The sequence below is a fragment of the Mycolicibacterium frederiksbergense genome (genome assembly GCF_012223425.1).
Taxonomy (GTDB): domain Bacteria; phylum Actinomycetota; class Actinomycetes; order Mycobacteriales; family Mycobacteriaceae; genus Mycobacterium; species Mycobacterium frederiksbergense.
The window spans coordinates 5347829-5367291 of the sequence record NZ_CP038799.1 but is presented as its reverse complement, the minus strand read 5'-3'; the positions used below and the strand labels follow the sequence as shown (position 1 = coordinate 5367291).

General features: G+C 66.9%; 17 protein-coding genes and 1 other annotated feature. Of the genes, 9 read left to right on the top strand and 8 right to left on the bottom strand.

The annotated features are described in order from the left end of the window. Window positions 1-39: 39 nt before the first annotated feature. Both EXE63_RS28925 and EXE63_RS28920 read left to right on the top strand, forming a co-directional pair. Window positions 40-2715 carry a helix-turn-helix transcriptional regulator gene (locus EXE63_RS28925; protein WP_168144795.1) on the top strand — a complete coding sequence of 892 codons (2676 nt, stop codon included), beginning with the start codon at window positions 40-42 and terminating at the stop codon, window positions 2713-2715. A 23-nt stretch (window positions 2716-2738) separates the two neighbouring features. After that, a complete protein-coding gene (locus tag EXE63_RS28920; protein ID WP_168144794.1) occupies window positions 2739-3293 on the top strand; it encodes a DUF4334 domain-containing protein in 555 nt (184 codons plus the stop codon). Window positions 3294-3307: 14 nt separating this feature from the next. Here EXE63_RS28920 and ripD read toward each other — a convergent pair whose 3' ends face one another. Both ripD and tpx read right to left on the bottom strand, forming a co-directional pair. Beyond that, window positions 3308-3934 (bottom strand): NlpC/P60 family peptidoglycan-binding protein RipD, encoded by a 627-nt coding sequence (gene ripD / locus EXE63_RS28915; protein ID WP_168144793.1) that lies wholly within the window; start codon window positions 3932-3934, stop codon window positions 3308-3310. 277 nt (window positions 3935-4211) lie between these two features. Then, complete coding sequence (tpx, locus tag EXE63_RS28910; protein ID WP_105363686.1) at window positions 4212-4706, bottom strand: thiol peroxidase; 495 nt, start codon at window positions 4704-4706, stop codon at window positions 4212-4214. A gap of 74 nt (window positions 4707-4780) precedes the next feature. Here tpx and EXE63_RS28905 point away from each other — a divergent pair, with 74 nt between their 5' ends. The 3 genes from EXE63_RS28905 to EXE63_RS28895 all read left to right on the top strand — a co-directional run bounded on the left by EXE63_RS28905 (window position 4781) and on the right by EXE63_RS28895 (window position 8654). After that, the gene (locus EXE63_RS28905; RefSeq protein ID WP_168144792.1) at window positions 4781-5674 is read left to right on the top strand and encodes an aminoglycoside phosphotransferase family protein; all 894 of its coding nucleotides are present in this window, start codon (window positions 4781-4783) and stop codon (window positions 5672-5674) included. Window positions 5675-5746: 72 nt separating this feature from the next. Further along, complete coding sequence (locus tag EXE63_RS28900) at window positions 5747-7555, top strand: HNH endonuclease signature motif containing protein (RefSeq protein ID WP_234904306.1); 1809 nt, start codon at window positions 5747-5749, stop codon at window positions 7553-7555. Continuing rightward, window positions 7450-8654, top strand: a protein-coding gene (locus tag EXE63_RS28895) for an IS3 family transposase (protein WP_234904305.1) whose coding sequence is annotated in 2 segments (ribosomal slippage) — window positions 7450-7693 and window positions 7693-8654 — 1206 coding nt in all. Because the reading frame shifts where the segments join, the coding sequence is not laid out codon by codon here. Before EXE63_RS28900 ends, EXE63_RS28895 begins: the two co-directional genes overlap by 106 nt. Then, window positions 7683-7814 (top strand) — a sequence feature (AL1L pseudoknot). It overlaps the preceding gene by 132 nt. 146 nt (window positions 8655-8800) lie before the next feature. Here the strand turns inward: EXE63_RS28895 and EXE63_RS28890 are convergent. The 3 genes from EXE63_RS28890 to EXE63_RS28880 all read right to left on the bottom strand — a co-directional run bounded on the left by EXE63_RS28890 (window position 8801) and on the right by EXE63_RS28880 (window position 12240). Further along, window positions 8801-10057: a cytochrome P450 gene (locus tag EXE63_RS28890; RefSeq protein WP_168144790.1), complete on the bottom strand. Its 1257-nt coding sequence runs from the start codon at window positions 10055-10057 to the stop codon at window positions 8801-8803. 4 nt (window positions 10058-10061) lie between these two features. Further along, complete coding sequence (locus EXE63_RS28885) at window positions 10062-11021, bottom strand: o-succinylbenzoate synthase (RefSeq protein WP_168144789.1); 960 nt, start codon at window positions 11019-11021, stop codon at window positions 10062-10064. Window positions 11022-11097: 76 nt separating this feature from the next. Continuing rightward, window positions 11098-12240 (bottom strand): alkaline phosphatase family protein, encoded by a 1143-nt coding sequence (locus tag EXE63_RS28880; RefSeq protein ID WP_168144788.1) that lies wholly within the window; start codon window positions 12238-12240, stop codon window positions 11098-11100. A 54-nt stretch (window positions 12241-12294) separates the two neighbouring features. Here EXE63_RS28880 and EXE63_RS28875 point away from each other — a divergent pair, with 54 nt between their 5' ends. Next, complete coding sequence (locus tag EXE63_RS28875; protein ID WP_168144787.1) at window positions 12295-12954, top strand: MOSC domain-containing protein; 660 nt, start codon at window positions 12295-12297, stop codon at window positions 12952-12954. On the opposite strand, the gene EXE63_RS28870 is transcribed toward EXE63_RS28875, so the two are convergent. From EXE63_RS28870 to EXE63_RS28860, 3 genes are all read right to left on the bottom strand, one after another. Further along, window positions 12951-13634, bottom strand: coding sequence for an Rv0518 family GDSL lipase (locus EXE63_RS28870; RefSeq protein ID WP_168144786.1), 684 nt, complete (start codon window positions 13632-13634; stop codon window positions 12951-12953). The two genes, EXE63_RS28875 and EXE63_RS28870, sit on opposite strands and share 4 nt — an antisense overlap. Before the next feature lie 75 nt (window positions 13635-13709). Beyond that, window positions 13710-14897: an acyltransferase family protein gene (locus EXE63_RS28865; protein WP_168144785.1), complete on the bottom strand. Its 1188-nt coding sequence runs from the start codon at window positions 14895-14897 to the stop codon at window positions 13710-13712. 154 nt (window positions 14898-15051) lie between these two features. After that, on the bottom strand, window positions 15052-15600 hold the full coding sequence (locus tag EXE63_RS28860) for an Rv1352/Rv1906c domain-containing protein (protein ID WP_168144784.1): 549 nt from the start codon (window positions 15598-15600) through the stop codon (window positions 15052-15054). Window positions 15601-15963: 363 nt separating this feature from the next. On the opposite strand from EXE63_RS28860, the gene EXE63_RS28855 reads away from it, so the two are divergent. From EXE63_RS28855 to EXE63_RS28845, 3 genes are read left to right on the top strand one after another with little or no spacing between them, the layout of a single operon-like run. After that, on the top strand, window positions 15964-16398 hold the full coding sequence (locus EXE63_RS28855) for an MmpS family transport accessory protein (protein WP_168144783.1): 435 nt from the start codon (window positions 15964-15966) through the stop codon (window positions 16396-16398). Continuing rightward, a complete protein-coding gene (locus EXE63_RS28850) occupies window positions 16395-19301 on the top strand; it encodes an MMPL/RND family transporter (protein WP_168144782.1) in 2907 nt (968 codons plus the stop codon). The genes EXE63_RS28855 and EXE63_RS28850 overlap by 4 nt, the downstream gene beginning before the upstream one ends. After that, window positions 19298-19459, top strand: a complete 162-nt coding sequence (locus tag EXE63_RS28845) for a hypothetical protein (RefSeq protein WP_234904304.1) — start codon at window positions 19298-19300, stop codon at window positions 19457-19459. The genes EXE63_RS28850 and EXE63_RS28845 overlap by 4 nt, the downstream gene beginning before the upstream one ends. Window positions 19460-19463: the final 4 nt, after the last annotated feature.

Below are 19463 nucleotides of genomic sequence, written 5' to 3'. Positions count from 1 at the left end.
GGCGCCGTACGGCGTCACCTGCGATAGCCTGCCTCCTACATGGTGGGTTCGACATCGGCAGGCACACTCGGCGATCGCCTGGAACAGGCGTGGCTGCAGTCCTGCACGGGAGCCGGCCGTATCGTCGTACTGCTCGGCGATCCCGGCATCGGAAAGTCAAGTGCGCTCGCTCAGCTCGCGCACCGCATCGGGCCGACAGCCCATCTGGTGAGCTGCCGCGGCGGCGATATCGCAGCACCGATGTCCACCGCCGCCGAGATCGCCGCGGTGCTGCCGATCATGACACCGGTGGGATCGGTGGCCGGCGAGGTGGACGCCTTGCGGGTCGCCGACATCCTCAGCGCCGGACTGGCGAGGGCCGCCGGAACAACGCTGTTGATCGACGATATCCACGACGCCGATGCCGCCAGCCGAACAGCGCTGAACCTCGCCATGCGGAGGTCAACGGATGCCGCCGTCTTCGTGGTGGTGACCGGTCGCCGGGTTCCGTCGGCCGAGAGTTTCGCCGAGGGGTTCGACGTCGAAGAGCTCCCCGGACTGGATCGGCCGGCCGCCACTGCGGTGCTGGAAGCGGCGAGCACCGTGCCCATCGCCCCGGCGGTCATCGAGAAGCTCCTGGATGTGGCGGCCGGTAATCCACTGGTGCTGCGCCATCTCCCCGGCGCGTTGACACCGGAGCAACTGTCCGGTGCGCACCTGCTGCCGGAGCACATCCCACTCGTCGGGGATCTCCGCGCCGTGTTCAGCCGACAGCTACCCCGCCCCGGCACCGCGGGGCGCACCCTGTTGGAGTTGGCCTCGCTGTCGGCCGACGGATCCTGGTCGGTACTGCGGTCGATGCGCCCCGGCATCGCCGAGGCGGCGCTGCACACCCTCGAGGACAGCGGCCTGGCCGCCTTGCACTCCGGAAGGCTGACCCTGCAGCACCCGTTGCTGCGCAGCGCGACCGTTGCCGCCATGCCCCACCAACACCAGCGCCGGTTGCACCTGGAATTCGCCGACTGCTCGGCACTTTCGGACACCGTCCGGCTCGTGCACCGCGCGCACGGCACTCTGGGACCGGACGAAGCGTTGGTTGACGAGCTCGTCGGCGCAGCGCGCACGCTTAGGTCCAGAGGCGGAACGGAGCCGGCCGCACGTCTGCTGGACCGTGCCATCGATCTGACCGGTGATGACTCCCGCCGCGCCGAGCTCAGGGTGCTGGCTGCCCGGCAACTGGTGACGGCCGGACAGACCGACTCCGCGCGGTACCGGCTAGAAACGGTGTTGGCAGATCCCGCATCCCACGAGCTACACGTCGCGGCGACGGTGTTGCTTGCCACGCTGGAAGCGGTGGGCGGAGCGCCGGCAATGGCTTTGCACCGCCTCAAGGAATGCGCCATCTTGGCCTCACCGGCCGAGGCCGGCATGGTGCACGCCCGGATGGCCATACCGCTGGGGATGCTCGGGATGGTCGGCGAGATCATCGACACCGCTACGGCGGCGGTCGCTCTCAGCGACCCACTGTCGACCGATTCCCATGTGGCGCGGGTGATCCTCGCCCATGCACTCAGCGCCCGGCACGAGAATCGATCGGACCAACTCGTCGATGGCATACCGGAGGAATTGGACCTCGTCGCCGCCGTCACAAGCGACCCGATGATCGGCCTGCATTACGGGCGGGCGTTGTCGATCGCCGAACGATACGAGGCCTCGGCAGCGGCGCTGACCGAACTCAGCGCCCAACTGCGGGGCGAGGGAGCGCGGTCTGCGCTCGCCATGGTGTTCGGTGCACTCGGCGAAACCTATGTACGCGCATCGCGCTTCGATGATGCCCTGATGTGTCTGGATGAGGCGACTGCGCTCAGCCTGGCAACCGGCCAACGAGCATTCGCGCCGTTCTGGCTCTCGCTCCGTGCGCGGGTGCACGCTATCCGCGGCGATGACAACACATCCGCCGCAGACCTGGAACTCGGCTTCGCGATCTCCGATGAACTGTCCACCTTCGGCGCGCGCTACTTTCTGTTGGCCAATGCGGGACTGGCCGCGTTGACCGCACGTCGCCCCGACGACGCGGTCGCCGCGCTTTCCGAGTGCTGGGCATTCGAACAGGTCGGCGGACTCCTCGCCCCACAGCTGGCCCGCTGGCACATCGACCTGGTCGAGGCCTACCTCGCAGTGGGGCGCAGCGACGACGCCCGACCGGTGGTGGAGCACCTCCAGACGGTTGCGGCAGCCGTCGGGTCCAGCCGATGGACCAAGGCCACCGCTTGCCGCGCCGAGGCACTACTGCTCCGCGGTACCGATCCGGCAGGATCACTTCGCCTTCTCCACCGGGCAACGGCAATCTACGATCCCGCGCACGACGCCTTCGACCGGGCGCGCACCTTCCATGACATCGCGCGGTTGGCCGATGACGCGACAGACCGCGAGCACGCACGTGCCGAGGCACGCAACGGATTCAGCAGGCTCGGCGCCGCCGCATGGGCGGCAAAGGTCGACCGGCGTACCCCCGAGCTCAGCGCGCTCACCGAGGCGGAGGGCCGGGTGCTCACCGAGGTCGCCAACGGGCTGACGAACCAACAGATCGCCAAGCGTCTCGGCCTGAGCGCAAAAACGGTGGCCAACCACCTCTACCGCGCCTACCGAAAACTCGGCGTCGCTTCGCGAACCGAAGCGGTTCGTTTCGTGCTGCTGCATGACGAGAGGGCAGGCGAATCGGCTTTGAGAACTTGACACGTGTCAAGTAAGGTGCGGGCATGCTTGCCGAGGACATTCTGACCACCGTGCCGACGACGACAGCAGAGGCGCTCGACCTCTTCGACGCCGCCCCCGGTGTCGAACCGGATTTCATGATTGGCACCTGGCACGGCGCCGAACTGCCGACCGCGCACCCAATGGACGGACTGCTCGCCGCCAGTGGCTGGTGGGGCAAACAGTTCGTCGACGCCGAGACCGTGCATCCCCTGCTCTTCCCGAAGGACGGGGGCACGGCCTTGTGGCCGTTGAATCCGGTGCTCGCGTTCGGCGGCCTGGGCATCGCCACGAAGGTGCCCCTGGTGCGCAACCTGTCGCTGGTGCAGCCGATCTCGGCCTTGCGGCCGGCGCTGCGGACCAAGGCGCCCAAGGCGCGGCTACGTACCACCCGCTACCGCGGGATAGACAGCGCGACAATGATTTACGACAACCTGCCGATCAACGACGTGTTCCGCAAGGTCTCCGAAGACACCGTGATCGGCGCGATGGACTACCGGGGCGGCAAACGCCCATATTTCTTCGTTCTGCAGCGCAACGACTCGCTGCCGGTCGGGTAGGTCTGCGGTCCGACTCAGGCGATGATGCGCACCAGATAGGGCGTCATCGAGGCGGTGCGCACGGCCGAGACCGCAACTCCAGAGTCGGTGGCTTCCAGCATCTGCCCGTTGCCCACGAACAGCGCCACGCTCTGGGTGCCCTCCGGACCGAAGAAGATCAGATCGCCGGGCAGCGCTTGATCCGGCAGCACCTTCTGGCCGACCTTGTACATCTCGCCGGACGAGCGCGGAAGCTTCACCCCGACACCCGCGAAGGCGTAGACGATGATGCCCGAGGCGTCGAACCCCACCACGTTGACGGCCGGATCAGGCGCCGCGGGAAGGCTCGGAACGAGCGGCGACGCGACCGGGGCCGGCGGCGCCAGCCCGGGGAAGTTCAGGCCAGGTACCCCGCCGGGGATGGCGGCGGCAGCCGGTTCCGCTGCGGCCGGGGTCTCGCGGACGACACCACGGGTGGGACCGTTGGCGTCACCACCGCCGTAGGCGAACGGCACGCCGCGCTGGGCCAGCGCCCGCGCGATCACATAGTCGACCGCCTGCTGGTTGCGAGCCGGGCGGGTATTGAACGGATCAGCCGATGCGACACCAGGAGTCACTGTCAACACAGCCAGGCCGAGCAGCAGGGCACAGAAGCGTCTCATCGGGTCGTCAACTCTTTCAATCAGGGCGGATACCGCGACGACCCATAATTGACGGGCGTCACCGCTATTTCTACCGACCGATTCAGTCGTTTCCCAATTCGACTGCAGGACAGCGCAAATGAGATGCCGATCCGTGACCGGAAAGAGACTCCCGTACCCGGGTCGTGATCGATCCGCGACCGTTCCGACACCATCGCGACGGTGCGCAGAATGCAGAACGGCACCGGTCCGCGCGACCCGAAGGCTGTGCTGACCGGTGCCGTTGCGGCAAGCCGGATTACTTCAGTGCGGCGAGCGCGGCATCGTAGTTGGGCTCCTGGGCGATCTCGGGAACCAGCTCCGCGTAGGCGACATTGCCGTCGGCACCGATCACCACGACGGCGCGGCCCAGCAGGCCGGCGAACGGGCCGTCGACGAGGACGATCCCGTAGTCCTCGCCGAAGCTGTCCCGGAACGCCGAGGCCGTCACCACGTTCTCGATGCCCTCGGCACCGCAGAAACGGCTCTGCGCGAACGGCAGATCCTTCGACACGTTCAGCACCGCCGCTCCGGTCGATGCGGCGCGCTCGTTGAACGTCCGCACACTCGTCGCGCACACCGGGGTGTCCACCGACGGGAAGATGTTGAGCAGTACGGCCTTGCCGCTGAATTGGTCACTGGTGACCGCGCCGAGGTCGGTACCGACCAGGGTGAAGGCCGGAGCCGACGTGCCGACTGCGGGCAGCTCGCCGGCCGTGTTGATGGGGTTTCCCTTGATGGTGATCTGTGCCATGGCCACCAGTCTGTCAAAGACTGGAGCGCTCGGGTGCCACAGGGGTAGGTGAGGATGCATGGCACCATCGAATCGTGATCGTCCTGCCCGACGCGGTCCTCGCGATGGCCGCCCGCGGACACGAATGGCAGCGTTGGGTCGACGACCTGCCCAGGTCGGTAGGCAGCCAGCTTCAGGAGTGGGATCTCACCCCGGACGGTGCACCCCAATACGGATTCTGCTCGATCGTGCTGCCGGTTCGCGCCGGCGACGGTGAATCCGCCATGCTCAAAATCGCATTCCCCGACGACGAATCCGAACACGAACACCTGGCGTTGCGCCGCTGGGACGGCCAGGGAACCGTGCGCCTGCTGCGCGCCAATCCCTACCGCCGCGCAATGCTGCTGGAGCGGCTGCATGCCCGCAACCTCAACGACGTCTGGGACCTGGAGGCGTGTGAGATCGTCGCCGGACTGTACGGGCGAATCCATGTCCCCGCCCTGCCGCAGCTGCGTCCGCTTGTCGGCTTCATCGAAAAATGGAATACCGATCTGGCGCAGCTACCGCGCAGCGCCGCTCTGCCCCACCGGCTCGTGGAGCAGGCGCTGTCACTGGGCGCCGATTTCGTGTCCGACCCGGCCAGCACCGGCACGCTCATCCACGGCGACCTGCACTACGAGAACGTGCTGGCCGGCGACCGCGAACCGTGGCTGGTGATCGACCCGAAGCCGATGAGTGGCGATCCCCATTACGAGATCGCGCCGATGCTGTGGGACCGCTGGGACGAGCTTGCCGGTTACGTCCGCGAAGGTGTGCGGCGCCGCTTCTACACCCTGTCCGAGGCCGCCGGTTTGGACGTCGACCGCGCGCGGGCGTGGGTGATCGTGCGGATGATGCACAACGCGATGTGGGAACTCACCGAGAACGCGGTGCCGGACGCGAAGTGGCTGACCACCTGCGTGGCCGTCGCCAAAGCGGTCCAGGAATAGCCTCAATCCAGTTCATCCACAGCCGCGAGAATGCTGCTGCCAGTGTCGGAACCGGCCGGTAGTATCGCACATATGTTCGAAGTCTTGGATCGGGTCGCACTCGCGGAGTTGAGCGATGAAGCGCTCATCTCCGCGGTCACGACCTTGACCCAAACCGAGGCCATGGCCGCCGCGGCACGGCTGGCCCTGATCGGCGAAGTGATCGCCCGCCAATGCGACGACGAAGACGACACGGTCGCCCACCAGGTGATCGATGGCTGGGCATGGGCCCAGGCCGCGGTCGCGGCTGCCTGCAACCTCAACCCCTATGCCGCGTCCAAGCAGATGCGCATCGCCCAAGCCCTGCGTGACCGGCTACCCCGCACCGCGGCCCTGTTCGCCACCGGCGCGATCTCGGCGACCGTGATCGATGCCATCACCTGGCGCACCCATCTGGTCGTCGACGAGGACGCGCTGGTATTGATCGATGCGGCGATTTCCGGCGAAGCGGGCGCGTACGGGGCGCATTCGGAGAAACAGCTGATCGGCGCGGTCGACCTCTGGGTGGAAAAATTCGACCCCGACGCCGTCGTCCGCTCCCGACGGGCCGCCAAAGACCTCTACGTCGAGTTCGACGACAAGGACGACCCCAACGGGGTCGCCTCCTTCTGGGGCAGACTGCGCATCACCGACAAGAAAATCCTCGAACAACGCCTCGACGCCCTGGCCGACACCGTCTGCCCGAATGACCCCCGTAAGCGTGGGGAACTGCGTGCCGCGGCCCTGGCCGCCCTGGGTGCGGTGGGCCCACAATTGGAGCGCCTGGCCTGCGAGTGCGGGGACGTGAACTGTGCGGGCAGCGGGAAGGATCCGCGTGCGGGCGCGGTCACCATCTATGCGCTCACCGACCAGGTGCCCGCCGCCGGTGAAGACACCCCGCCGCAGAGCACGCCTGGTACTGCAGGCACCCCGGACTCCGAGCCTGCCGCGACTGAGGCCGCGCCAGAGCAACAGGAGCGGACTGCCGAGCACGAGCCGCAGACTCCGGCTGCGGAGTCTGAGCCCGTTGGGCCGTCCGAACCCGCCGCGCCGGCTGCCCGCACCGAACCAGCCGCGGCCAGCTCCCAGCCTGCCGCGCCCGCGGCCAGCGCCCGTCCTGCGGCTCCCGCGGCGTGCAACCCCAGCCCCGGCGTCACGCTCGATGGCGCCATCATCCCCGCCGCCATGCTCGCCGAACTAGTCGCCGGCGGCGCCACCGTCAAGCCGCTATCGGAGATCGCCGACCTGCCCGCCGAGCGCCAGTACCGGCCCTCCACAGCCTTGACCGCCTTCGTCCGGATGCGCGCCATGACCTGCAGCTTCCCCGGCTGCAACCGGGCCGCCCACCGCTGCGACCTCGATCACCTGACCCCATGGCCGGCCGGGGCCACCCATCCGGGCAACCTGGCCCCGCTGTGCCGTCTGCATCATCTGCTCAAAACCTTCAGCGGCTGGACACCCAGCGCGAAACCCGACGGCAGCATCCAATGGACAGCGCCCACCGGACACACCTACAAGAAATCACCCGGCGCGGCAATCCTGTTCCCGTACTGGAATATCCAGACGCCCATCCCCCGAAAACGCGCGATCAGCCTCATCAACGACACCGACCGCGACACCAAGATGCCGGTCCGACAACGCACCCGCGCCCAGGTGAACCGTCCTGGGTCTGGTGGAGATCGTGAACGCACCAGGAGGATGTTGTTGTGGCTGCGCCGAGGAAGTTTGACCCAGAGACCCGTGAGCGGGCGGTACGGATGTATCAGGACCGGATTTCCCAGACTGGGGATTCCAAGCGAGGGGCCCGCCGGTATGTCGGCGAGATCCTCGGAATCAATGAAGCTACGTTGCGCAACTGGGTAGAGAATCGCTACGGCAGCAGCGACTCGGCGGTTGTCGATGGGGCTGTGGATTCTTCTGCGGAATTGAAGTCGTTGCGCCGAGAGAACGCCGAGCTACGCAGGGCCAATGAGATTCTCAAGACGGCGACAGCGTTTTTCGCAGCGGCGGAGGTCGACCGCCGACTTCGGTGATCATCGATTACATCGATGCCCACCGTCACCAGTTCGGGGTCGACCCGATCTGCACCGTGCTCACCAGCTACGGCGTCAAGATCGCCCCGTCCACCTATTACGCGGCCAAAGCCCGCGGCCCGGTCAGCGACACTGCCTGGACCGAGGCGCACGCCGCCAACACCGTGCACCGGTTGTTTGTGTCCAACCGGCGGCTTTACGGGGTCCGCAAGATGTGGCACGCGATGAAACATGCAGGCCATGATGTGGGCCGTGACCAGGTCAGCCGGCTGATGGGCATCTGCGGCATCAGCGGAGCCGTTCGTGGCCGGCGGCGCACCACGGTCACCACGACCGCTGATCCGGGCGCACCGCGCCATCCCGATCTGATCGCCCGCCAGTGGGGTGCTCCGAGACGGCCTGATCAATGGTGGGTGGCCGATTTCACCTACACCTGGACCTTGGCGGGATTCGTCTACACCGCGTTCTGCGTGGATGTGTACTCACGCCGAATTCTGGGGTGGCGGGTGATGTCGACCAAGGCGACACCGCTCGTTCACAGCGTGCTCGAACAGGCTGTGTTCACCCGTCGCAGAACCGATTTCCGTTTTACGACAACGGGTTTGATCCATCACTCCGATGCCGGAAGTCAGTACACATCGCTGGTCTTCACCGATGCTCTGCATGACTCGGGAATCGCAGGATCGATCGGCTCGGTCGGTGATGCTTTGGACAATGCACTGATGGAATCAGCGATCGGTCTCTACAAGACCGAGTTGATCAATCGGGCCCAGTCCTGGACCGGGCGCGCCGAGGTGGAACGCGAAACCGCCGCCTGGGTGCATTGGTACAACACCACCCGCCTGCACTCGGCCCTGGGCTATCTCTCGCCCTCGGAGTACGAGGACCGGTACCGTCACACCGTCGCCTCAACAACAGAGGTGGCATAACCGAGGTCTCCATCCAGACCAGGACGGTTCAAGGACCGCGCCCAACGCATCAACACCGAACGCGCACGCAACCAACTAGAACTCGCCCTCGAACGCGCCGACAACGACAGCGACCCGCCGCCCTTTTGACCGCGAAGCGATGCAGCTCAGCCCGACACGCTGACCGGCAACGACAGCATGCCGCGCAGCGTCACATTCGGTTTGTACCGCGGGTCACCGCCGAGTTCGGCCTTCGGGAAACGCTGTGTCACGGCAGACAAGGCGATTGAGGCTTCCAGCCGCACCAGCGGCGCACCGAGACAGAAGTGGGCGCCGTGTCCGAAACCCAAATGCCTGATGGTGGCCCGGTCGGGATCGAAGACATCGGGGTTGGGGTTGGCTGCCGGGTCACGGTGCGCGGCGGCCAACAGCACGATGATGGTGTCGCCCTGGGGAATCACGGTGTCCCCCAGCCGCATCTCCTCGGCCGCCACCCGACCCAGCAGCTGAGCGGGCGGATCGAAACGCAGCGTCTCCTCGATGACGCGCAGCGCCCGCGACGGATCGGCCCCCAGCGCCGCCCATTGCGTGCGATCCCGCAGCATCGCCAGCACCGAGGTCGCCATCAGGCTCACCGTCGACTCGTGTCCGGCGATCAGCAGCAGATTGCAGGTCGAGATGATCTCGTCCTCGCTGAGCTGATCACCGGACTCCTCGACCGCGATCATCGCGGATATCAGGTCATCGCCGGGACTGCTGCGGCGGCGGCTGATCAGCTCGCGGAAGTACTTCCGCAGCCATTTTCCGGCCTCGATGCGGTCGGTGAACCCCTCCGGCACATCGCCGGTCGCGGTGAGGAACGGGTCCACGGTCTGCGCGAGCAGGGTGGAGGCGTGCCCGAACTTGGGTTCATCCTCAACGGGTACACCGAGCAGCCGGCAGATCACCGCCACCGCGATTGGGTAGGCCAGGCCGCTGACGGCGTCGAACTCGCCGCGTTCCTCCGCGGCGTCGAGTAGGCCATCGACGGTGGCGACGATCTCATTGCGCAGCTCGTTGATCACCCGGGGCGCGAATGCCTTGGCCACCAGTTTGCGCAGCCGGGTGTGGTCGGGCGGATCAAGGAAAAGGAAGGCCGGGGTGCGGCGCTTGTCGACCAGTCCGGCCAGTCCGAACGGTCGCGGTTCCTCACCGGCAGCGATCTGGCGTTGCGCGATGGCCGACTTCATCCGGTCACTCGACGACGCCGGATGCCGGATCGCGGCGTCGCAGTCGGCGTACGAGGTCAACACCGTCAGGCTGATCTCGGGGATCTGCAGCGGACCGTGTTCGCGCAGCGCGCGGTACGCCGGATAGGGGTCGACGCGGTTGGACGGGGCAAGGGCCTGCCCGAGCAGGACCGCCGGTTCGGACACCGAAGTCATCTCCTCATTGTGCAATCGCGCTTTCCAGCCGGGAACGCCACCACCGGATTCGGGCCGGATCGATGACCGAATACCGGTCCAGCAGCTCGGGCAGCGGCGCCGGTGACATGGGCGCGACCGGCAGAAATCCATCGATCGGAATCAGCCTGCGCGAGTCGGCCACCAGGTCCCCGTCCAGCAACGAGCCCGAGCCCAGGGTGCCGGCGAACGGAAGCTCGGGCAATGCGCCGGCCAGCGCCACGCCGACCGCCACCCCGATACTGGTCTCCACCCCCGAGGTGACCGAGCATGGCAGCCCACACGCTTCGGCGATGCGCAGCGCCCGTCGCGCCCCGCCGAGTGACCCGCACTGCAGCACAGCGATATCGGCGGCCTCGGCCAGCCCCGGATCGCCCAACGCCCGCTCCAGCGAATCGGCGATGGCGATCCGGACATCGACCCGTCGTCGCACCGCGGAGAGTTCCGCGATGCCCCGGCATGGCTGCTCGACGAACTCGAGGCCGCCCGCGGCACGATCGAGCGCCGGGACCGCGGTCACCGCAGCATCGACCGACCACCTGCCCTTGGCGTCACAGCGGATGATGCCGTCCGGGCCCAGCGCGTCGCGCACCGCGGCGATTCTGGCGACATCGTCTCCGAGCGTGCACGCCGGATCGGCCACCTCGACCGCAGCCGTCCGGCAGTCCGAAGCCACGACCACGTCATGGGCCCGCGCCGGATCCGTCACGGGAACGGTCACCGCTACGGGCACACGTCCGCGCCGGGCGTCCGGCCAGCCGACGGTGCCGGGTTCGGTGGCGGCCGTGAGCCAGCGCACGAGCAGATGGTCCGGGCACCCGGGCGGTGGGCTGAACTCCCCCCAGCCCTGCGGTCCCTCCACGAGGACGCCTTCGTGCATGGTGGTGCCGTCACGCATGGGGATGGCGAACACCGCAGCGGTGTCCAGATCGATCAGCGTCTGCACAAGACCTGCACGCTAGCCGAGTTCTTGCCGGCGCGAGAGCAGCGACGGGGAAATAATCGAGCCGGCGGCGGGGACATCATCGAATTGTGTACAGCGGCACCAGCATTTCAGCCGGTGTCAGCGATCCGTGGTGACCGACCAGCTGCGATTGCAACGGCTCGGCACCCGAGCGGATGATCGCCCGATCACCGTTGGCCACCACCACGACATCTCCGATGCGGGGCTCGACGCGCGCCTGCACGGTCGGGCCGAACCAACCGGCGCCGATCACCTCGGCCCTGGTGAGGACGGTGAAGTCGTCGCCGAGCGCCGCCCGCCAGGCCGCCGCCACATCCGGTGCGGCCCCGGGTTCGGTGTACACATGCCGCGCACGCGGTTCCCCGCCCAGCCCCCGCACACCGGCGCGCAGTTCGGCGCGGTGATCGAAGTCGACCGGATCCTCCACGTGGACCATGCCGTGGTCCGCGGTGACGATCAGGGCGGAACCGGGCGGCAACCGCTCGGCGATGAGGCGGACGGTCAGGTCGATCTGCTGCAATTCCAGCGCCCACGATTCCGAGGCGGGCCCGCGCACGTGACCCGTCAGATCCAGGTCACCGTGATAGGCGTAGACGAGGCTGCGGTCCCCCGCACCGAGCGCACCGACCACCCCGTCAACCAGGTCCCCGGACGAGAAGGTGGGCCGGAACTCGCCGCCGCGCAATGCCGCCCGGGTCAGACCCGAACCCGCCTGATACATCGGCGCCACCTGCGTCACCACCACGCCGTCGGCAGCTGCCCGCTCGAACGCGGTCGCCACCGGCTGAAACTGCTCGGGAACGATCTCTTTGAGCAGATCGACCTTCGGCCCCTCGCCCATCAGCCGCCATTTGAGCGGGTTCATCAACCGATCGTGATCGGGCACCGCCAGCAGGTAACCGACCAGGCCGTGCTCCCCGGCGGGCAGGCCGGTGCCCAGCGAGGCCAGGCTGGCCGCCGTGGTGCTGGGAAACCCCGCCGTCAGCGACTGCGCGGTCCGGGCCGCCAGGAACGGCGCGACCTCGCGGCGGGCGGCGACCAGTTCGGCACCCATACCGTCGATGAGCAGGATCGCCACCCGCCGCACGCCGTCGAGACCCAGCCCGACCCGGTCGGTTTCCCCGGCCACCCCCAGGACGCCGAGCACCGAGGGGACCAGATCGGCGAGGGCTCCGTCGCCGTAGTGCGGAGTGACGAACATGGGTGTCAGGTTATGCGGAAGGCCGTACCGTCCGGGTGCCACTAGGCTGACCGCATGTCGAGCGTGCTGACAGTGAACATCGCCCATCCGCGGACCAACCCCGACACCCTCAAGAAGCCGACCGGCATCGACAAGCGCCCCACCGATACCGCCGTCGAGGTGCGCCCGCCCGGTCCGATGCGTGGTGGTCTGGGCAGCGGGTTGGTGGGCGATCTGGTGAGCGAGCAGAAGCACCACGGCGGCGACGATCAAGCCGTGTACGCCTACGCCAGGGAGGATCTCGATGCCTGGGAGAGCGAACTCGACCGGCAGATCGGCAACGGCGCCTTCGGGGAGAACCTGACCACGGCGGGCATCGACGTCACGAACGCGGTCGTCGGTGAACGTTGGCGCGTCGGAGACGGCGGCCTGGTCCTGGAGGTGACCCGGCCCCGCACACCGTGCCGGACGTTCTCGTCGTGGCTGGAGATCGACAACTGGATCAAGCGATTCACCGATCGTGGTGTGCCCGGTGCCTATCTGCGCATCATCACGCCCGGAGTGGTGCGTGCCGGCGATTCGATCGAGATCCTGGAGCGCCCCGGCCATGATGTGACGATCGCGCTGGTGTTCCGCGCGATGATGAAGGATCCAAGCCTGCTGCCGTCACTGCTCGTCGCCGACGCCCTGCCGGAACCGTTGAAGGACAAGGCACGCCGCCGCGCGCACGCCTAGCGGACCGGAGGCAGCTCCGCCGCAATGAGTCCGGCGATCCGCTCGGCCAGATAGCGATGCCCGCCATCGGTGGGGTGCACTCCGTCGACGGCGATCAGATCGGGTCTGCCGACAAACCAGCGTTCGGCGAGCGGATCCACGAATCGGGCCCCCGACGCCATGGCGACGATGGACAGGGCATCCCGGATCTGGGTGATCCGAACGGGAACGTCTGCGGTGGGCCACGGTGGCCCGATCACCAGCAAGCGCGCCGCCGGCGCCCGGTGCCGCGCGAGATCGAAAGCGCTTCTGGCCAATCCGGCCACATCTACCGCGTCGACCGGCTGGTCATTGCGGGACCCGAAGAACACCACCAGAGCATCATCGGGCCGGACAGCCCGAGCGGTCAGGTCACCGAACGTGCTGTTGTGATCTCCGCGCACCCCGTAGCCGGCACGCCCCTCGGCCGCGACGTCGGCCGCGACCGGCCTGCCCTGATCGGCCAGGATCCGCCAGGCCAGCGCCGGCCAGCCATTGACGCCGAGACCGCCGAGGTCGGTGCCGGTGGTGTAGGAGTCGCTGATGACGGCGACCCGGCTGAGCGCTGATTCCCGCCCGGCGAGCTGCACCGACGGTGCCGCGAGCGGTACAGCGGTGACCAACAGCGCAAGCGAGACCACCAGACCGGCCACACGACGCACGACATCCTCCTGCTTGAAGTACCCGCGTAAGCGTACTGGACCACGCAGATAAACTGCCGCACAGAAGCATTCGCGTCAGGCCGACAATCTGGACTCGGTGCGGTCGGTGTCGGCCGCCTGCATTCTGGGCACGGTTCCCCGGATGTCGACCATGCGGCGCATCCAATGCCGGGCCGGCTCCTCCACCACGTGATACAGCAGCGCCGCGCAGGCCAGCGTCACCGCGAAGATCGCGGTCAACCACCACGGCCCGGCCGGGGACGCCAACACCAACGCGAACTGCTCTGCTGCCCAGTTCCACGCGGTGTGCACCAGCTCATGAACCATGTACAGGCTGAACGAGATCTGCCCGCCATAGACCAGAATGCGGGTCGACAGCAGCGCGGGCAGCGTGCCCGCCCCGATGGACAGCATCACGACCAGCGGGACGAACAGCAGATCCACCACGCCGCCGCTGTCCATCACCCCAGGAATGGGATGCCCGTCCAGCCAGTACAGCGTGCCGATGATCGCCCCTAACAGGAGTATCGAACCCGCGCCCGCCAGCATCCGGGTGCGATCGCCGGGATCGAGCCGGCGCACCGCCGCGCAGGCGATCACTCCGGCGGTGAACTGCAGCAGGATGCGGGGCAACCAGCTCCACGGCGTGTAGAACTGGCCGCTGGCCAGCAGGAACATCACCGGCGGCAGGGTCGTCGCGAACGCCAGCAGAAGCAGGCTGCGCGCGCGGGTGGCCCGCGCCAGCCGGAAGATGACCAGCGCCAGGAAGCCGAAGGTCAGGTACGCCAGCCACTCGGCGCTGATCGACCAGGCCGGGCCGTCCCAGCTGGAGCCGTCGAAGTAAGGCTGGAACCACAGTTGCACCAGGAAGAGCTGACGTATGTAGCTGGTCGCGGTCAGGGTGTCGGCGTTCTCTGCCGGGACGTGCCCGACGTTGAGGGTGAAGATGATCCACAGCGCGGCCAGATGCAGGGTCACCAGATAGACCGGCCACACCCTGGCCAGCCGCATCCACAGGAAATGCAGGGTGTCGCGGGTCGACCAGGACGGACCCATCCGGTCCAGATAGTTCCAGGCCAGTACGAAACCGCTCAGGATGAAGAACAGATCGACGCCCTGTGCGCCGCTGTCGAGCACGGGCGCCAGCGCGGAACTGACATCCGGCACCGCCTGCGCGAGCAGCGGGCGAAAGTGGAACAGCACGACCCAGATTGCGGCGAAGAAACGAAGACCGGTGAGGGCCTTGATTTCTCCGCTACGCACAACACTCTTTCCCCGAGTTCCGGCTTTTCACTTACGCTTACGCGCGCTGGCCGGGCGGACCGCTCCCCAACGTCCAGGCAGCCGGCAGTGATCGAAGAATAACAGCGCTACCGGCTCGGCTGGGTGAGGCCGAAAACGGGCCGTTGCTGAAGCTTTACGATCCGGGCGCACCCGGCGGCGCGGGCGCAGGTTGCGGCGGGTTTGCCTCGAACTGCGCGGCGTTGCGGTTCAGCGTGTCCATATAGAGCTTCCACTGCAGCGCGGCCATCACCGGAGACATCCCGGGCGCGGGTGGCGGCTGGTTGGTCAGCGTCCAGGTCTGGCACCCGGTGGTTTTGAACGAGCCGTCGTCGGCCTTGATCTCGACGATCTGGGGCTGTTTGGTGAAGGCCCGGTCCAGCGTCTCGCCGGGCTCGCCCTCGGTGACGACCGGCGCCATCCGCCGCCAGGAGCAGGTGCCCTCGGGGAACGGACCGGCGGAGGCATAGACGCCGGGCACGATATCGGTGCCGACCTGGTAGGTGCCGTCCTTGTCGATGACGTTCAACGGTGCGGCCGGTGGCGGCGCATCGGGCGCAGGTTCGGAGCTGACGGGCGGAGCCGGCGGGGCCGGCTCGGCGGGCTCGGCGACTGCCGGACCCGCGGCGATCAGTCCGGCGAGCGCCAGCCCGGCAGCGGTGATCATCGGCTTTGTGAACCCCATGACCGACAAGGGTAGGCCCGATCCGGCGCAAACCGGAATTCCGTGGGTGGCGTCACAGGAGCCTCGCGGAGGCCGGCTGAGAGGTTGCTGAAAGCTCCGCCGAGCCCGCGCGCCGGCACCGGAGGGCGTGGTGCACTATGACATCGCCGCTGATAGAGGGCATGAAAACGGGCACCGGTCGGCGCGCTGTGCGACTGCACAATATCGAGGGGGCGCAACTCTGTTATATGAGCTAAGCTCTCGCTTACCTTAGCTAACCTGTGGCGAAGGTGAGAGTTTTCAAAGTCGCCGGCCTGCACCGGTGTTGAACGACTCCCGAGGTCGCGACGAGGTGAGAAAAGGCAGCGGGGAACTCGATTCACGATGACGACGATTCTGAAACGCGCGTGGATCCCCCTGGTCATCGTGGCGGTGGTCCTGGTGGCGACGTTCACCGTGATGCGGGTGCGCACGTTCTTCGGCACCGGCCCCGGCTATATCTCGACCGAGAACAGCGCCTCCGATGACACCGAGCCGTTCGACCCGAAGGTCGTCAAGTACGAGGTGTGGGGCGAGCCCGGGGCGACGGCCAATGTGAACTACATGGATCTCGATGCGCGCCCGGTGCGCGCCGACAATGTGACGTTGCCGTGGGAGATCACGCTGAGCACCACCGCGCCCTCGGTGTTCCCGACCATTTCCGGGCAGGGCGATGGCAGCACGCTGTCGTGCCGGATCACCGTCGATGACGAGGTGAAGGATGAGCGCACCGTCGACGGCGTGGGCGCCCACACCTACTGCCTGGTGAAATCGGCATGACCTTCAGCAACGAGCCCCGCACCGACGCCTTCCCGGCCGCCGAGCCGCAGCGTCGGAGCGCCATCCCGCGCACCATCCGCACCCTGGCCGTCCCGATCATCCTGGCCTGGATCGGGCTGCTGATCGTGCTCAACACCATCGTCCCGCAGCTGGAAACGGTCGGGCAGATGCGCGCGGTGTCGATGAGCCCGGACAGCGCACCGTCGATGATCGCGATGAAACGCGTCGGCTCGGTCTTCGAGGAATTCAGTTCCGACAGCTCGATCATGATCGTGCTCGAAGGCGACGAGCCACTCGGCGAGGCGGCGCACGCGTTCTACGACGAGATGATCGACAAGCTGGAAGCCGACGCCGAGCACGTCGAGCACATCCAGGATTTCTGGGGCGATCCGCTGACGGCCTCGGGCGCGCAGAGCTCCGACGGCAAGGCCGCCTACGTCCAGGTGTATCTCGCCGGCAACCAGGGTGAGGCGCTGGCCAACGAGTCGGTGGAGGCCGCCCAGGAGATTGTCGAGAGCCTCGCCCCACCACCCGGCGTCAAGGCATACGTCACGGGCCCGTCGGCGTTGGCCGCCGATCAACACATCGCCAGCGACCGCAGCGTGCAAGTCATCGAGCTGCTGACCTTCACAGTCATCATCGCCATGCTGCTGATCATCTACCGGTCGGTGGTCACCACGGTGCTGGTGCTGGCGATGGTCGTCGTCGAACTCGGCATCACCCGCGGCGTGGTGGCCTTCCTGGGCTACCACGAGATCATCGGACTCTCCATGTTCGCGGTGAACCTGCTGGTGACCCTGGCGATCGCCGCATCCACCGACTACGCCATCTTCCTGATAGGCAGATACCAGGAGGCGCGTGCGGCCGGTGAGGACCGGGAATCCGCGTACTACACCATGTTCCACGGCACCGCGCACGTCGTGCTCGGCTCGGGCCTGACGATCGCGGGTGCGACGTTCTGCCTGCATTTCACGAAGCTCCCGTATTTCATGTCGCTGGGCATCCCGTTGTCCATCGGCATGGTGGTGGCGGTGCTGGCGGCCCTGACGCTGGGACCCGCCGTCATCTCGGTCGCCACCCGATTCGGCACGATCCTGGAGCCCAAGCGCGCCATGCGCACCCGCGGCTGGCGCAAGATCGGCGCGGTCATCGTGCGCTGGCCCGGACCGGTGCTGGTGGGAACGATCGCCCTGTCGATGGTCGGCCTGCTGGCGCTGCCCGGCTATCAGACCAATTACAACGACCGCCAGTACCTGCCCGCCGATCTTCCCGCGCAGGTCGGCTACGCCGCGGCGGACCGGCATTTCTCGCAGGCCCGGATGAACCCGGAACTACTGCTGATCGAGAGCGATCACGACCTGCGTAACTCTGCGGACTTCCTGGTGATCGACAAGATCGCCAAGTCCGTCTTCCGGGTGCCCGGGGTAGGCCGCGTGCAGGCCATCACCCGCCCGCAGGGAACGCCGATCGAGCACACCTCGATCCCGTTCCAGATCAGCATGCAGGGCACCACGCAGAAAATGAACGAGAAGTACCAGCAGGACATGATGGCCGACATGCTCAGGCAGGCCGACGACATGCAGTCGACCATCGAGAACATGGAGAAGATGAGTTCGATCACCGTGCAGATGGCCGCGGTGACGAACTCCATGGTCGGCAAGATGAAGGCGATGACGCTCGACATCGCCGAATTGCGGGACAACATCTCCAATTTCGACGATTTCTTCCGCCCGATCCGCAACTACTTCTACTGGGAACCGCACTGCTTCAACATTCCCGGCTGCTGGGCGCTGCGCTCGATCTTCGACACCCTCGACGGCATCGACGTGATGACCGACGGCATCGAAGACCTCATTCCGGACATGGAGCGGCTCAACGCGCTGATGCCGCAGATGGTCGCGCTGATGCCGTCGATGATCGCGACGATGAAGAATATGAAGACCTACATGCTGACCATGTATCAGACCCAGAAGGGCATCCAGGATCAGGTGTCGGCGATGCAGGACAACTCGTCGGCCATGGGTGAGGCCTTCGACGCCGCCCAGAACGACGACTCCTTCTACCTGCCGCCGGAGACCTTCGAGAACGAAGACTTCAAGCGCGGGATGAAGAACTTCCTGTCCCCCAACGGACACGCGGTGCGCTTCATCATCAGTCATGAGAACGACCCGATGAGCCCGGAGGGGATCGCCCACATCGAGGCGATCAAGCAGGCAGCGAAGGAGGCCATCAAGGGCACTCCGCTGGAGGGCTCCAAGGTCTACCTGGCCGGCACCGCCTCGGTGTTCAAAGACATGGCCGAAGGATCCAAGTGGGATCTGATCATCGCCGGAATCGCCTCCATCGGACTGATTTTCATCATCATGCTGATCATCACCCGCAGCGTCGTGGCGGCCGCGGTCATCGTCGGCACGGTGACGGTCTCGCTGGGGTCGGCTTTCGGGCTGTCCGTGTTGATCTGGCAGCACATCATCGGGATCCCCTTGCACTGGATGGTGTTGGCGATGGCGGTGATCGTGCTGTTGGCCGTCGGCGCGGACTACAACCTGCTGCTGGTCGCGCGCTTGAAGGAAGAGATCCACGCGGGCGTGAACACCGGCATCATCCGGGCCATGGGCGGCACCGGTTCGGTGGTGACTTCGGCGGGTCTGGTGTTCGCGTTCACCATGATGTCCATGGCGGTCAGCGAGCTGACGGTGATCGGACAGGTCGGCACGACGATCGGGCTGGGTCTGCTGTTCGACACACTGGTGATCCGGGCGTTCATGACACCGGCCATCGCGGCGCTGCTGGGCAAGTGGTTCTGGTGGCCGCAGCGGATGCGCCGGCGCCCGGTGCCGCAGCCGTGGCCCCAGCAGCCGGTCGCCGCCGGTGCGCCCGAACCAGAGCGGGGTCGGTCATGAAATCGAGCGCGGCCGTCGACGTCACCGCGGCGGACTCGGCCACGTTCGTCTCCGACCAACTGCTGCGCGGCTCCAGCTCCGAGCAGGCCTACCAATTCGTCTGCGCGGCAATGAACTACTACTGCCCGGACAAGCGCGTCCTGCTCACCCAACAGTAGGGAA

What these genes read in the sequence shown, in the direction of transcription:
- EXE63_RS28925 (WP_168144795.1), top strand. Translation starts at nt 40, where the DNA reads ATGGTGGGTTCGACATCGGCAGGCACACTCGGCGATCGCCTGGAACAG.
- EXE63_RS28920 (WP_168144794.1), top strand. Translation starts at nt 2,739, where the DNA reads ATGCTTGCCGAGGACATTCTGACCACCGTGCCGACGACGACAGCAGAG.
- ripD (WP_168144793.1), bottom strand. Translation starts at nt 3,934, where the DNA reads ATGAGACGCTTCTGTGCCCTGCTGCTCGGCCTGGCTGTGTTGACAGTG.
- tpx (WP_105363686.1), bottom strand. Translation starts at nt 4,706, where the DNA reads ATGGCACAGATCACCATCAAGGGAAACCCCATCAACACGGCCGGCGAG.
- EXE63_RS28900 (WP_234904306.1), top strand. Translation starts at nt 5,747, where the DNA reads ATGTTCGAAGTCTTGGATCGGGTCGCACTCGCGGAGTTGAGCGATGAA.
- EXE63_RS28890 (WP_168144790.1), bottom strand. Translation starts at nt 10,057, where the DNA reads ATGACTTCGGTGTCCGAACCGGCGGTCCTGCTCGGGCAGGCCCTTGCC.
- EXE63_RS28880 (WP_168144788.1), bottom strand. Translation starts at nt 12,240, where the DNA reads ATGTTCGTCACTCCGCACTACGGCGACGGAGCCCTCGCCGATCTGGTC.
- EXE63_RS28875 (WP_168144787.1), top strand. Translation starts at nt 12,295, where the DNA reads ATGTCGAGCGTGCTGACAGTGAACATCGCCCATCCGCGGACCAACCCC.
- EXE63_RS28860 (WP_168144784.1), bottom strand. Translation starts at nt 15,600, where the DNA reads ATGGGGTTCACAAAGCCGATGATCACCGCTGCCGGGCTGGCGCTCGCC.
- EXE63_RS28855 (WP_168144783.1), top strand. Translation starts at nt 15,964, where the DNA reads ATGACGACGATTCTGAAACGCGCGTGGATCCCCCTGGTCATCGTGGCG.
- EXE63_RS28850 (WP_168144782.1), top strand. Translation starts at nt 16,395, where the DNA reads ATGACCTTCAGCAACGAGCCCCGCACCGACGCCTTCCCGGCCGCCGAG.
- EXE63_RS28845 (WP_234904304.1), top strand. Translation starts at nt 19,298, where the DNA reads ATGAAATCGAGCGCGGCCGTCGACGTCACCGCGGCGGACTCGGCCACG.